Consider the following 14,174-nt stretch of genomic DNA (forward strand, 5'->3'; position numbering starts at 1 on the left):
CCACAATTAAGATATCAACTCTTCGTAATTATCGTTCATATAAACTTTTGCAATTTCGTAAAGTTTTGCAACACTCTTTCCCCAAGATGAAAAATCATCTAAATCTTTACTCCCTATTCCAAAAATTTGAGAGATTTTTTCTACTAAAATCTGCTCTTTTATATTAAAAATATTATCAATATGAACTAAAATCATAAGCTCTAAAAGAACAATTTTTTTACTTCTTTGGCTTTTGAAGTTATTCAAAGTTGCTTCTAAATTAAAATTTTCTATATCAAAATTATCTATATTTTCAATTCCCATTTCATCACAATATTCTAAAATAAACTCTTCTTCTTCATTTCCAAAATTACTATCAACTCTTGCTAAATAGTGTGCTAGTTGTAAAAAAGCAAATTTTTCTCGCGCTTCTAGTTTCATCAATAACATATTTTATATTCCTATTTATATTTTGTAATTAGTTGTATATTATAGTATATTTCTTTTAAGTTACAACTAAATTAATATTTAAACTATTTTAAACCTCTACCCAAAAACTCTGAAGCTTCTGTGATTATCATAAAAGCATCTGGGTCATATTTAGTTATTAAATTTTTTAATAAATCTATCTTTCCAGCATCAACTGCAACATATATAACAGTTTTATTTTGCCCTTGATGTAGCCCAACTCCTGTTAAAATTGTACCGTGCTCTTCTATTCTCTCTCTTATTTGCTCTTTTAAGACTTCAACATTAGTTGATATTATATTTACTATTTTTTTAGATGGTCGTCCTGTAAGAATAATATCTAGCACTCTAATTCCTATATAAACACTAATCATACTATATAGTGATTTTTCTATATCATTATAAACAAAAACAGAAGCAAACATAATAGCTGCATCTATTACCAACAAAACCTCTGCTGCTTTATATTTTGTCTTTTTTGCAACTATTTCTCCAACAACTGATGTACTTCCTGTAGAAGATCTTCCTTTTATAACTAATCCTACACCTAAGCCTATAAAAATCCCACCAAAAATTGCAGCTAGTAAAATATCGTTTGTCAAGGCACTTACTTTTAAAACTTCTTTTAAAATATCTGTAAAAGTTGATAAAAGAACAACTACAATAAATGTTTTAAATAAGTAGTGTTTCCCAAAATATATATAAGATAATATTAAAAATGGAACACTAACCATTGCCATAAAAATACCCAAAGTAACTTGTGGGAAAAGTGCATGTAAAAGCAAAGAAATTCCCACTCCACCACCTGTAATAATCTGATTTGGAGATAAAAAACATACCGTACCAAATGCCATTGATAATGAACCTAATACTATAAATATATAGTGTTCTAAATTAATTTTTTTCATATTTATCCTATATTCTAATCTAATAATTTTCCAGCTAAAAAGCCACTTGAAAATGACCATTGAAGATTGTATCCACCACATGGTCCATCAATATCTACAACTTCTCCACAAAAATATAAACCCTTTACAATACGACTTTGCATAGTTTTTTGTTCTATCTCTTTAAGAGATACTCCACCTCTTGTTATCATCGCATGTTTAAAGCCATCGTGACCAATAACTGTAAAAGGTGTCCAAGTTAAAGTTTTAATTAGTTTCTCTCTTTTAATTCCATCAATTTGTTTAAATCTCAAATTCTCATCAACTTCACAAATATTTAATATCTCTTTAGAGACACTACTTGCAAGTAAAGTTTCAAGGTTTTGCAAAATATTATTTGTAGGGTTTTTGGATATCTCATTTTTTAAGTGTTGGAAAATTTCCTCTTCATTTTTACCTTTTAAAAAACTTATTAGAAGTGGAACTTCGCTATATTTTTCTAAAATTGGAGTGATTTCTCTTGCAAAATCTAAAATAACTGGACCTCTTAATCCTTTTTGAGTAAAAATCAAATCACCTTCCATCTTTAAGTTTTTATATTTTGGAATATTTACTTTTAATATTGCCTTTGCTATTGTATCTGCTTTGCAAGAAGCAAAGTTTTTCTCTTTTGTAAAAAGTGGCATCATAGCAGGAGAAGTTTGTGTTATTTTATGTCCAAAAAATTTAGAAAAAATATATCCATCTCCAGTTGCACCCAAAGTTGAGTATCCTAAACCACCAGTTGCCAAAACTAAATTTTTACTCTTAAAAACTCTATCTTTTTCAAAAACTTCAAAAATATCATCTTTTTTCTCTATTTTTTCAATATTTATATCTGTTTTTACCTCTACACACAATCTTTCAAGCTCATTTTGTAAAGCTTCCAAAATTATAGTTGAGCTATGATTTATTGGAAATATTCTAAATCCATCTCTTGCAACTGTAGGAACTCCAATTGAAGCAAAAAAACTTACTAAATCATCTCTTGTAAAACTATCTAAAGCATCTTTTATAAATCTTCCACTTTTACCAAATTTTTCACAAAAAACATCAGCACTAAGTGTATTTGTAAGATTACATTTTCCTCCACCTGTTGCTTTTAACTTCAAAGCAATTTGTGGCATTTTTTCTATTAAAAGCACTTTTTTTGAACTCTTTGCAGCACTTATACTTGCCATTATTCCAGCGGGTCCTGCACCAACTACTATCAAATCATATATCTTATTCAATTTTTCTCTTCTTTTATTGAGTTTTTTGTATTATACTCTATTAAATTTAAGCATTTAGGGGATTTTGTATTTATGCTTGATAGAGTTTTATCTATTTTTACAATTTTATCACTATACACATTTGGAAATACAGATAATAAAATAGCACTTTTAACCTTTGATGATGGTCCAATAATATCTACAAAAAATATTATAGAAGTAGTAAGAGAAGAGGATATCCCTGTTACTATGTTTTTTGTTGGTTGTCAAATTGAAGTTTTTCAAAATATCTATAAAGATGCTATAAGTTATCCAAATATCTTAATAGCAAACCATACATATTCTCATGCAAATAATAAATATAGAAAGTTTTATAGCAACCCTACTTTGGTTGTAGAGGATATAAAAAAAGCAAATGAAATAGTGGGTCTTGATAATGTTTCAAATACATCTTCTCTTTATTTACCAGTACGACTTGCAGGGAGAAATGTTTTTAGACTTCCAACAATCACAAAAAATGACAATATGATAGATGAAGTGCAAAGAGAGAAAGAGATTGTAGGTTATGATGATATTTATAAAGAGGGATACTATATTTATGGTTGGGATATAGAGTGGGCTTCTGAAAAAGATGGAAAACCAATACTAACTCCCCAAGAGATATATAACGATATGGAAAAAATCTATCAAAAAAAGCTCTCAAGTAAAGAAAATAAGGTAGTTCTTCTAATGCACGATTTTATGTTTAGCAACAATTTTGATGGGAAAGAGAACTTAAGAACTCTAATTCAGTTACTTAAAAATGGTGGTTGGAGTTTTGAAAATATTGAAAACTACTAGAGTTTAATTATATAATATTTTATTTTCACACTTCTAGCCTAATTGTTTCACTATCAACCGAAACTTTAAGCTCCAACTCTGTATCATTGTAAACTACTAAATTTAATTTTTATATTTTAAAGATTTTTGTAGTTAAGGTTTACTTACAAAAATACTAACAATTTTTTATCACTTTCTTTTCAAAAAATAATCTGGTTTTTTTCTAAGATGCATAATAGCCAAGATAATTATTTCATCATTTTTCATATAATAAATCACACCAAAGGGGAATCTATTTGTCAAGCTTCTTCTTAAATCATCAGTTAAAATTTGCCAAGCATTTGGGAAGTTTATTATTCTTTGTATAGTTTTATAAACTTCATTTGCAAACTCTAAACCTAAGCCGATTTTAAATTCTTCATAATAATCTATATAGCTATTTAACTCTATTTCTGCTTCAAAATGAAAAGAGTATTTCATTTATCAAACTTTTTAGCAATTTTTCTAAAAACTTCATCTCCATTTATAAGCTCTGTTTGATTTAATTCAATTTGATTTTTTCGTTCTTTTGCCTCTTTTATCCATAAATCAGTTATTGTTTTATCTGTTGGATTTAAGCTAGATAATATCTTATCAACAATTTTTGTTTTTATATCTATTGGTAAAAGTTCTACTTCATCTAATAGTTGTTTTTGATTTAATGCCAACATTTTAAATCCTTTTTTAATTTAAGTTAATGATTATATCATATTTGATTTTTATATTTTAAGCTTTTTAAAATAGCTCTTTTCTAGCTTAAAATCCTTTTGTGTCGTTTGCTAAAAATTTTTCAATATAATTCATTTTGATTCTCTTTTTTTATATTTTATTGATAATTTGTTTTTTATTTGCCAAAGATTTTATTTTCAAATTGTAATTATTGTTTTAAAAATACAATTTATAGCTAATAAATATGACTGCAAATATGGTAAAAAATATTCCCAAAATATATTTATAAAAACATAACTTACAGCAAAAACAGTTGTCCAAAGACTCCAAGTATTACTTGATGTTTTTTTAAATTTAAACCAAGCTATAAAAGAACATATAAAAATTATTAATAATATAGTAATTTTAATAATAAAATCTTCTATAAAATCTTTATTATAAAAAATAACAATTAACTTAGATAATGAAAAAATCCACAACAAATACATAGGTAAAATTACTACTCTTGGATTAGGATTTGAGAAACTAAAAGACATACCTCTTTCTTCTATTAATGGATCTTTTTCTATACCAATTTTATTTTTATTCTTATAAAAATAAATAATAATTGGTACAAATGTGCTAAATATAATTATTATTGATATATAAGTAATATAATAAAATGTATCTTTATCATCACAATAGTTTACACAATTTTCAAACTTATATAACATTGTTAAATGAAAAGAGGTAATCATCCAACAAACTGTAATTATTATTGTTGAATTGCCTAAATAAAGTTGAGCAAAAAATTTATCAAATTCTTTTCTTGTTTTTTCTTTTAAAGTCATTTCTTCTTTTTTCACTAATTATCCATATATTTTTAACTATATTAAAAGTTCTTTTACTAATGAAGTAATCGTTGCTACTTCTGAAAATCTACTCAATAAATTACCTAAAATAGTATTTAGCTTACTTTTATCTGTTTTTGAAGCTTCCAAATCTGAAATGACTTGTTTTTCATCTTTTAGATTTAATTTTTTTATTTCATCTATTAATTTGTTAATATTTTCATTATATATATTTGTAGAATTATTTTCTATTGACAAATTGCCATTATTTAAAATATTACCTAAAGTACCACTAAAATTTTGAATATTTATATTTTTTGCCATTTCTTTTTCCTTTGCTGTAAATATTAAATCATCATTTCCAATAATTCCATCTTCTTCTAACCTTAAAGTCCATTCTAATAATAAAGTTTTAACCATATCTATTATTCCAGCTATTTGAATATAATTAATAAATTGAGCAGGTTTAAAATCTGTATTATATAATTTCTGAAGTCTGCGTATATTAGTTCCCTTTAAATCTACTTGTATGATTTTATTTGGTTGATAATCACTAATTATTTTTTCTATTTCGCTTATAGGTTGTATAATATTTGTTTTTCTTAATATTTCTTCAAATTTATCGTCTATAACAGCATCTATCCAACCATGATAAGGATTTAAAAATTTTAAATTTACATTAACTACCCTATAACTAGGAATATTGTCCGCTTTATAACCTTTTAATTCAGAATTAATCCACTCCTTAAAATCATCCAATTTTAATTTTGTGCTAATAACTAATGCCTCTCTGAGTAAATCTTGTAAACTTTCATTTTTATCTAAACATTTTTTTTGTAATTTAAGAATAATTGACATATTTCCCTTTAACAATTAAGTTATTTAAAATTCTAGTAAGATACTATCATAAATTCATCAATTTCAAAACAAATATTACAAATTGCAATATTTTTTAAATATTTTCTACAATTTTAATCTCATCAGGAATTAAATCATAGAGTTTATAAACCATTTGGTCGATTGTTTTTTCATTTGTTGAACAGATGTTTTCTAAATTTTCAAGCTCTTTTTTTAGTGTGATTTCTCTATCAAAACTATTTGTTTTAATAGCTTCATCTAGTAAAACTTTATAATCTTTAATTTTTTGTTTAGCTTTCAAAATCTCATCTACAAGTTTTATAAATGGTTTTTGTGATTCTTCATCTATTTTTGGAATTGGTAAATTTCTAATATCTTTTACCAAAATCTTTGGTATAGAAGTTTCAGCATTTGCTTTTGAATGTCTTTTTAAGTGATACCAACTATAAAGTTTTGAATTAATACAAGATAAAATAAATTTCAAATAGTTTTTATCATTATTTGGATGAATAATATTTATTATAGATGGAGTATTATAAAGTTCTTTTTCAATATATGCAGATTTTATTTTATAAAAATTTCCTCTTGTAATTTCCATAACTAAAATTCTTGGGGATGTAAAAAATTTTTCTAAAACATAACCTGCTAACCATTTTCCATATTTTATATATTGGAAACTTTCTGTAAATTCTTATCTATTTATATCTTTACCTTGTATTTCTTGTTTAAATTCTGGAGTTTTTTTATAATCAGAATGCCAAAGCCTTTTATCTACTATTTTATTTCCTTCTTCTTCACCATAATTTTTTATTAAATCACTTCTTCTATAAGGTATATATCCTTGAGAAACTTCAAATATGCTATCTAGTTTTATAGAAGACTTATCAATTTTTAGTAGAATTTTATTATCTTGATTTGATAATGTTAAATTTATTATTAATTCTTTGTTGTTTAATATATCATCAATACTAATTTTATTAACAATTTTAAATTGTTCTTCATTTATTTTTGATATATTTATTACTTTTTCAACTTTATTCAAATTTTGTACAAATAATATTGTAGTATCCAAATCTGCATCATCAAAAATTTTTGTTGGTAAATCAACAATTTCATAAAGATTTCTTTCTAAAAGAAATTTTCTTAATTCAAAATGTTGTCCAATAGTCATCCAAGTATAAGGAACGATATAAGAGAAATAACCATTTTCTTTTAAATAATGGAAAGCTCTTTCAATAAATAAAGAGTAAGTATCCATTTTAAATAATGCTGTTTTATAAATTTTTCTAAATTTTGCTTGTTCATCTTTTGAAGTTTTTGCACCATAAGGAGGATTTCCAATAACTACATCAAAACTATTTTCACTAAATGGCATTTCTAAAAGTGAGTTTGCACAAACTATTTTGTCTGCTAGTTTCGTAAGTGGTCGCCCTCTTTTTGCAGTTCGTAGCCACAAACTTAGCTTTGCTATCTCCACGGCATCTTCATTTATATCCACTCCATAAAGATTGTTTTCCAAAATCTCCTCTTCTACCATATATGAAGCAAACAAATCTCCCATCAAAGCCAAATCATTTTGTAGATTTTTGTGTTCAGATATTAAGTATTCCAAAGCTTGATTTAGAAATGCTCCGCTTCCACAAGCTGGGTCTAGGATTTTTAGATTTAGAAGCCACTTTTTATACTCTTGCAGGTTATCTTTTGTTTGTTGTTCTTGTTTTGTTAGTTTTTTTGGGTTAGATGGGATTAAAATCCCATTTCCTATAAGAAGTTCTTCTCTTTTCTCACTACACATTTTACCCAAAGTATTTTCAACTATATATCTTGTGATATATTCAGGTGTATAAAATACACCATCTTTTTTTCTTTTTGATTTTGTTTTATCAAAGTTTACATTATCTATATTTGCTTGAAGCTCTTCAAGGTCTGTTAAGCTTTGCTCAAAAATATGTCCCAAAATATTTACAGATATTTCACTTGCAAAATCGTAGTTTGAAAGTATCTGTACATTTTCATCTAAAATAAAATCATCTATAATCAAACTATCAAGAAGCTCATCAACAGCAAAAAGTCCACCGTTGTATTGAGGAATTTGTAGTTTATCGTTTCCTTTGTTTATCGCTTCAAAGTAAAATTTATAAATATCATACAAAGTATAGTTTGTAAACTTTTGATTTATAAACTCCTCTCTTATCTCTTTTATTGTATTTGTACGAAGCAAAGCTCTATCTTCTGCAAATAGTATAAAGATAATTCGGTCACAAAGTTTTTGTGTCAAACGAAGAAGTGTCTGTTTATCAAGAGTTTTATTGTTTTTTACAAGATTATCAAAAAGAAGTGTTCTAAAATTTGAAAAATCTTTATATAGTTTTTTTGAGATATTTTGTTCAAAAAGATTTGATTTATCTTTGATTTTTAAAGCTATCTCATCTTTGATATTTTCATAAGATAATATTAGATGGAGTTTTGAGAACTCTTCATAAGTTAGATTAAAAAGAGAAAAACTCTCATAAGATGTAGATTTTTCAATATAAAACCTTATTTCATCAAAATTTGAGATTATTACATATTTAGCTGTTTGGTGTTGAGATAGATAGTAAAATGCTTGTTGCTGAACACGGTCTAGGTTTTTTGTATCTTGAGCTTTTAGCTCTACTACTCCTACAATTTTACCGTTTTTATATATAACAGCATCTGCTTTTTTACTATCCGTTTCATTTTTCTTCTCTCTTTCAAGGTTAAAAGAGCTTGGGTTTGTAACTTTTAGAGTATATCCCAAACAGTTTTCAAAAATATCTTTTAGAAAACCATCTTGATACTCTTCCTCTTTGAAATCTTTTATAGCTTCCACTTTTGCTTTATAGTTTTGAAAAGCTGCCCATCTAAGAGCTACTAATTTTTCATCATCTTTGAAAGTTTTCAAAACACTTTTTTGAAACATACTCAATTTACATCCCCTAGTAAAAAAGTTAATATTTAAGCTATATTTGTATAAACCGCTTGTACATCGTCATCATCTTCTAATTTCTCTATAAGCTTTCCAATATCTTCTTGTTGTGCTTCACTAAACTCTTGAGGATTATTTGGAATTCTTTTTAACTCTGCTTTTGTAAGTTCTATTTTTAACTCTTCAAACTTATTATTCATATTTCCAAAATCTGTATAGTCTGCATATGCTAAACATATTCCATCTTCCTCTTCAAGCTCTTCTAAACCAGCATCTATTAGTTCCATTTCAAGCTCTTCTAAATCAAAGTTAGCTGGTTTTGGAAACTCAAAAATTGCTTTTCTATCAAAGAAAAACTCTAAAGAACCTGTAGGTACTACTTGTCCACCTGTTTTATTAAAATACATTTTGATATTTGCAACTGTTCTTGTGTTGTTGTCTGTTGCTGTTTCAACAAATATTAAAACCCCATGAGGTCCTTTTCCTTCAAAATTTACTTCACTAAAATTTGCTGCATCTTTTCCTGTGGCTCTTTTTATTGCAGCATCTATATTTGTTTTTGGCATATTTTCAGCTTTTGCATTTAAAATTGCAGTTCTTAAAGCTGAGTTCATTTCAGGATCAGGCACTCCACTTTTTGCTGCAACTTCAATAGCACGTGCTAATTTTGGAAATACTCTACTCATATTTCCCCATCTTTTCATCTTTGCTGCTTTTCTATATTCAAAGGCTCTTCCCATAAAAAACTCCAATTTTTTTAATAAATTTCGGTCGATATTATAGCAAGTAGAACTAATATTGAGTTAAAACTACTATATATTAAATTTTAGATTAAAGATATTTTGTATAAAGTTAATATATAATAACGGTTTTAATTAAAAGGTATCAAATGAAAAATATTATTTTTATAATGCTATTTTCGGCATTTAGCTTCGCAAATGAAGGGAACTTCCCAGAAGATATTGAAAGCGAATTTAAACCAACAAATAGTGTAGTTTTTGATCCACTTAGCGGTTATAATAGAGTTATGACATCTTTTAATGATGGTTTTATTACATATGTTTTAAGCCCAACTGCTAAAGGTTATGCATATGTTGTGCCAGAAGTTGCACGAACTGGAATAAACAACTTCTTTATAAACCTATTTTTCCCTGTAAGATTTGTAAACAACCTTCTACAACTAAAATTTGAAAGAGCTGGAAAAGAGATGGGAAGATTTCTAGTAAATACTATTTGGGGTTTTGGTGGTTTTATGGATCAAGCCACAAATACTTTGGGTATGGAAAGATATAAAGAAGATTTTGGACAAACTTTAGGCTACTGGGGAGTTGGTGAAGGTTTCCATGTAGTTTTACCATTTTTAGGACCATCTAACTTAAGAGATATAGTAGGAATAACAGGAGATTTAATTTTAGCTCCAACAAGTCAATTAGCACATAATGTATTACCATATAAAATACCTCAAAATGACCTACAAGCAATAGGAATGGATACTTTATATATAGTAAACGATTACTCTTTTCATCCAGATATGTATGAAATTGTTAAAAAAGATGCAATTGATTTATACCCATATTTAAGAGATGCTTACAACCAAAAAAGAGAAAAAGAGATAGAGGAATAGTATGAAAAATAGTTTATTAAAACTTTTATTACTTTTATTAGTGATATTTTCAAGCAGTCATGCTCTTCAAAAAGATGAGATAAAAGAAGAGATGGCAAAAAAGATAGATAGTGTTTTATTGATATTAAAAGATAGTAACATCGCTATGGAAGATAAGAAAAAAGAGATTATAAATATTGTAAATGATACTTTTGATTTTAAGCTTATGGCTAGAATCGCTCTAGGCTCAGAAGCTTGGAATTCATTAGATATTGAAAAACAAAAAGAGTTTAGTGAAGTATTTGAAGAGAAGTTGAAAAAATCTTATACAGATAAACTGGAGCTTTACAATAACCAAAAAGTAAAGATATTAGGATTAGAGCCTTATAACAATACAAGATTACAACTAAAAACTGAACTTGTTGGTAAAGAGGGAAACTATTCTATAAACTATAATTTTTATGAAAAAAATGGTGAGTGGCTTATTTATGATATTGATTTAATAGGTGTTAGTATTATACAAACATATAGACAACAGTTTGCTGGTCTTCTAAAAGAGAAATCTTTTAATGAGATGTTTACACAATTTAAAAACCAATAATTTATGTATAAAAAGATCTACGATACTTTAATTTTTAAGTATCCCTTTTTGTTTCTAATAGTAGCTTCACTTTTTGTGGGCTACTTATCTTACAATGCAAAAAATATGCAAATTGATGCAAGTGCTGAAACCTTACTTTTAGAAGATGACGAAGATTTAAAGTTTTTTAGAGAGAGTTTCAAAAAATATGAAAACTCAAATTTTTTGATAGTTACATTTAGTCCAAAGAGAAATCTTTTAGATGATGAGACTTTAGAGCTAATAAAAAAGATATCTGATGATTTTATAAAAGTAAAAAATATAGCAAAAGTTGATAGTATTTTAACCGTTCCCCTACTTCAATCACCAATAAGACCTATTTCAGATTTAGTTGCAGGAGTTGATAGTTTAAGCTCAAAAGAGTTTGATAAATCTTTAGTAGAAAAAGAGTTTTTAAACTCTCCTTTATATAAAAATGCTCTTGTTAGCTCTGATTTTAAGACAACTGCTTTAATCCTTCATCTAAAAGATGATAAAAAATATTTTGATTTTATTGAAAAAAGAGAGAAACTTTTAAACAAACAAAATATTGAAGATTTAAGTAAAGATGAAAAAAACGAACTTGAGAAAAATAGTTTAGAGTTCAAAGAGTATAGAGAACTTTCAAGAGAAAAAGATAGTAAAAATATTGAAGAGATTAGAGCTATTATCAAAAATTATGAAGGAGAGGCTAAGATATTCTTAGGCGGAGTTAGTATGATTGCTAGTGATGCTGTTCACTTTGTAAAAAATGATTTAATGATTTATGGAGTTAGCCTTATTTTTATCTTTATTTTTGTTTTATACTATATCTTTAAAAGCATAAGATGGGTTTTTGTGATTTTATTTATCTGTTTTATCTCTATTTTAAGCACTGCTGGGATTTTAGGAATATTTAACTGGGAAGTTACAGTAATATCCTCAAATTTTGTAGCTTTACAACTAATTATTACCATGTCCATGGTTGTTCATTTGGTTGAGAGATACAAAGAGTTATATTTTAAATATAAAAATGCAAGTCAATATAAACTTACAATAAATACTGTTTTATCGAAACTAATACCATCTTTCTTTGCAATTATTACAACAGTTGTTGGTTTCTCATCTTTAGTTTTATCAAATATTGAGCCTGTTATAAATCTAGGTCTTATGATGAGTGTTGGAATTTTAGTATCTTTGGTTTTAACTTTTATATATTTTCCAATATTTCTAATACTTATTGGTAAAAAAACTGAGATTGATAAAAAAAGAAAACCACTCTCTTTTATACCAAAACTGCCAAACATAATAATCAATCGTGGAAAAACAATCGTTTTTGTAGCAATTTTAACTACAATTTTTTCTATTGTTGGAAGCTCTAAAATTTTTGTTGAAAACTCATTTATAAACTATTTTAAATCAAATACAGAGATTTACAAAGGTATGAAAGTAATAGATGAGAATCTAGGAGGAACTACTCCACTTGATGTTATTATAAAATTTAAAGAAGATAAAAATATAAAACAATCAAATAGTAGTAGTGATTTTGATGATTTTGAAAATGAATTTGTATTAAAAAATGATGATAAACAATATTGGTTTTCTCAAGATAAAATGGAGTTAATCACAAAAATACATGACTACTTAGATAATATCCCTGAGGTTGGAAAAGTTCAATCTTTGGCAACTTTACTTAAAATTGGAAAGACTTTAAATGATAATAAAGAGTTAGATGGAATAACACTAGCTTTAATATACAATCAACTTCCAGAGGATTATAAAAAGTTAATTCTAAGCCCATTTGTAAATATCAAAGCTTCTGAAGCTAGAATTAATATGAGAATAATTGACTCAAATGATGAGTTAAGAAGAAATGAACTTATTAAAAAAATAAATAGTGATTTAAATGAGATTATCACAAATAAAGATACCTCTTTTAGACTTACAAATCTTATGATTTTATACAATAATATGCTTCAATCACTATTTGAGTCACAAATTTCAACTGCTGGGGCTTCTATTATTGTTTTGGGAATTATGTTTTTGATACTATTTAGAAATATAAAAATGGTAGCAATTGCACTAATCACAAATTTAATTCCTATCTCTTTGGTTTTTGGGATTATGGGATGGCTTTTTATTCCTCTAGATATTATGACTATTACAATTGCTGCTATTGCATTAGGAATTGCAGTTGATGATACTATTCACTTTATGCATAGATTTGATTTTGAGTATAAACAAAGCCATGGAAACTATGAAATAGCAATAACTAAAGCAATCAATACAGTAGGTCATCCTATGTATCATACAACTATTATTGTTGTTATTGGTTTTTCTATATTAATGCTATCAAATCTAGTTCCAACAATCTATTTTGGATTTTTAACAGCAGTTGTAATGATTAGTGTTTTAATAGCAAATCTTCTTTTACTTCCAAGGTTGCTAGTTATATTTAAACCATTTAAAACAAAAAAAGGGGAGAAAAGCTTATGAATGTAGCAATTTATTGCGGTTCTGCTTTGGGAAATAGCAAAATATTTGAAGAGAAAACTATAGAACTTGCAGAAAAATTATATAAAAATGATATAAATATTGTTTATGGTGGCTCAAAACAAGGATTAATGGGAGTTATCTCAAATACATCTTTGAATTTGGGAAACAAAGTTACAGGTGTTATTACTTTTGATTTAGTAGGTAAAGAGCTTGAAAATACAAAAATCTCAAAAATCTATAAAGTAGATAGTATGAAAGAGAGAAAAGCTAAAATGGAAGAGTTAAGCGATGCCTTTATAGCTCTTCCTGGTGGCTATGGAACTTTTGAAGAGATTATTGATGTTATAGCCTCTTCACAAATTGGTTATCACAAAAAACCGTGTGCTTTTATAAATATAAATGGCTATTATGATAAATTAATAGAGTTTTTCTACTCTTGTTCAAATAGTGGTTTTATGGATAAAAGATTTGTAGATATGTTGATTGTTAGTGATAATATAGATGAAATAATAGAAAAAATAAAAAATTATGAAGCTCCAAAGGCAAAATGGGATAAATGAGATAAATTTTATCTTATTTACTATTTATTAATTTTACATTTATTAGAGGTTAATTAAGAATTCTTATAATTCTTTTGTAAGTTAATTTATTTTAACTTTTTCTCCTCCTATAAAATAAAAGGAAGCTTTTTAAAAGCTTCCTTTTTTTTATTCTCTTTTTTAAAGGTTACA

The 14,174-nt window shown here is 26.4% G+C and carries 15 protein-coding genes; 5 read left to right on the top strand and 10 right to left on the bottom strand.

The genetic code is table 11. From position 1 onward, the window contains the following. Positions 1 to 6 precede the first annotated feature (6 nt). The 3 genes from ATR_RS05725 to ATR_RS05735 form a co-directional block, all read right to left on the bottom strand. Positions 7 to 429, bottom strand: a complete 423-nt coding sequence (locus tag ATR_RS05725; protein ID WP_115428520.1) for a TerB family tellurite resistance protein — start codon at positions 427 to 429, stop codon at positions 7 to 9. Between the two features lie 83 nt (positions 430 to 512). Continuing rightward, positions 513 to 1,355: a YitT family protein gene (locus tag ATR_RS05730; RefSeq protein ID WP_115428521.1), complete on the bottom strand. Its 843-nt coding sequence runs from the start codon at positions 1,353 to 1,355 to the stop codon at positions 513 to 515. 14 nt (positions 1,356 to 1,369) lie between these two features. After that, positions 1,370 to 2,605, bottom strand: a complete 1,236-nt coding sequence (locus tag ATR_RS05735) for a BaiN/RdsA family NAD(P)/FAD-dependent oxidoreductase (protein ID WP_115428522.1) — start codon at positions 2,603 to 2,605, stop codon at positions 1,370 to 1,372. A gap of 72 nt (positions 2,606 to 2,677) precedes the next feature. Between ATR_RS05735 and ATR_RS05740 the strand changes: the two genes are divergently transcribed. Further along, positions 2,678 to 3,424: a polysaccharide deacetylase family protein gene (locus ATR_RS05740; protein WP_115428523.1), complete on the top strand. Its 747-nt coding sequence runs from the start codon at positions 2,678 to 2,680 to the stop codon at positions 3,422 to 3,424. A 168-nt stretch (positions 3,425 to 3,592) separates the two neighbouring features. Here ATR_RS05740 and ATR_RS05745 read toward each other — a convergent pair whose 3' ends face one another. From ATR_RS05745 to ATR_RS05775, 7 genes are all read right to left on the bottom strand, one after another. After that, positions 3,593 to 3,883: a type II toxin-antitoxin system RelE/ParE family toxin gene (locus ATR_RS05745; RefSeq protein WP_115428524.1), complete on the bottom strand. Its 291-nt coding sequence runs from the start codon at positions 3,881 to 3,883 to the stop codon at positions 3,593 to 3,595. After that, positions 3,880 to 4,113 (bottom strand): addiction module protein, encoded by a 234-nt coding sequence (locus ATR_RS05750; RefSeq protein WP_066165006.1) that lies wholly within the window; start codon positions 4,111 to 4,113, stop codon positions 3,880 to 3,882. The genes ATR_RS05745 and ATR_RS05750 overlap by 4 nt, the downstream gene beginning before the upstream one ends. Positions 4,114 to 4,308: 195 nt before the next feature. After that, positions 4,309 to 4,956, bottom strand: coding sequence for a hypothetical protein (locus tag ATR_RS05755; RefSeq protein WP_115428525.1), 648 nt, complete (start codon positions 4,954 to 4,956; stop codon positions 4,309 to 4,311). A gap of 21 nt (positions 4,957 to 4,977) precedes the next feature. Beyond that, entirely contained in the window at positions 4,978 to 5,799 is an 822-nt protein-coding gene (locus ATR_RS05760; protein ID WP_115428526.1) for an AbiTii domain-containing protein, read from the bottom strand. Positions 5,800 to 5,893: 94 nt separating this feature from the next. Next, positions 5,894 to 6,466 (bottom strand): TaqI-like C-terminal specificity domain-containing protein, encoded by a 573-nt coding sequence (locus ATR_RS05765; RefSeq protein WP_115428527.1) that lies wholly within the window; start codon positions 6,464 to 6,466, stop codon positions 5,894 to 5,896. A gap of 24 nt (positions 6,467 to 6,490) precedes the next feature. Beyond that, complete coding sequence (locus ATR_RS05770; protein WP_128997262.1) at positions 6,491 to 8,740, bottom strand: Eco57I restriction-modification methylase domain-containing protein; 2,250 nt, start codon at positions 8,738 to 8,740, stop codon at positions 6,491 to 6,493. A gap of 35 nt (positions 8,741 to 8,775) precedes the next feature. Next, positions 8,776 to 9,486 carry a YebC/PmpR family DNA-binding transcriptional regulator gene (locus ATR_RS05775; protein ID WP_115428529.1) on the bottom strand — a complete coding sequence of 237 codons (711 nt, stop codon included), beginning with the start codon at positions 9,484 to 9,486 and terminating at the stop codon, positions 8,776 to 8,778. Positions 9,487 to 9,635: 149 nt separating this feature from the next. Between ATR_RS05775 and ATR_RS05780 the strand changes: the two genes are divergently transcribed. Genes ATR_RS05780 through ATR_RS05795 form a run of 4 tightly spaced genes read left to right on the top strand, consistent with a single transcriptional unit; the run spans position 9,636 to position 14,003 of the window. Continuing rightward, positions 9,636 to 10,370 (top strand): MlaA family lipoprotein, encoded by a 735-nt coding sequence (locus ATR_RS05780; protein ID WP_115428530.1) that lies wholly within the window; start codon positions 9,636 to 9,638, stop codon positions 10,368 to 10,370. Between the two features lies 1 nt (position 10,371). After that, on the top strand, positions 10,372 to 10,950 hold the full coding sequence (locus ATR_RS05785) for a Tgt2/MlaC family protein (protein WP_115428531.1): 579 nt from the start codon (positions 10,372 to 10,374) through the stop codon (positions 10,948 to 10,950). 48 nt (positions 10,951 to 10,998) lie between these two features. After that, positions 10,999 to 13,443: an efflux RND transporter permease subunit gene (locus ATR_RS05790; protein WP_228254200.1), complete on the top strand. Its 2,445-nt coding sequence runs from the start codon at positions 10,999 to 11,001 to the stop codon at positions 13,441 to 13,443. After that, positions 13,440 to 14,003, top strand: coding sequence for an LOG family protein (locus ATR_RS05795; RefSeq protein ID WP_115428533.1), 564 nt, complete (start codon positions 13,440 to 13,442; stop codon positions 14,001 to 14,003). The genes ATR_RS05790 and ATR_RS05795 overlap by 4 nt, the downstream gene beginning before the upstream one ends. The last annotated feature ends 171 nt before the right edge of the window (positions 14,004 to 14,174 follow it).

Source organism: Aliarcobacter trophiarum LMG 25534 (assembly GCF_003355515.1).
Taxonomy (GTDB): domain Bacteria; phylum Campylobacterota; class Campylobacteria; order Campylobacterales; family Arcobacteraceae; genus Aliarcobacter; species Aliarcobacter trophiarum.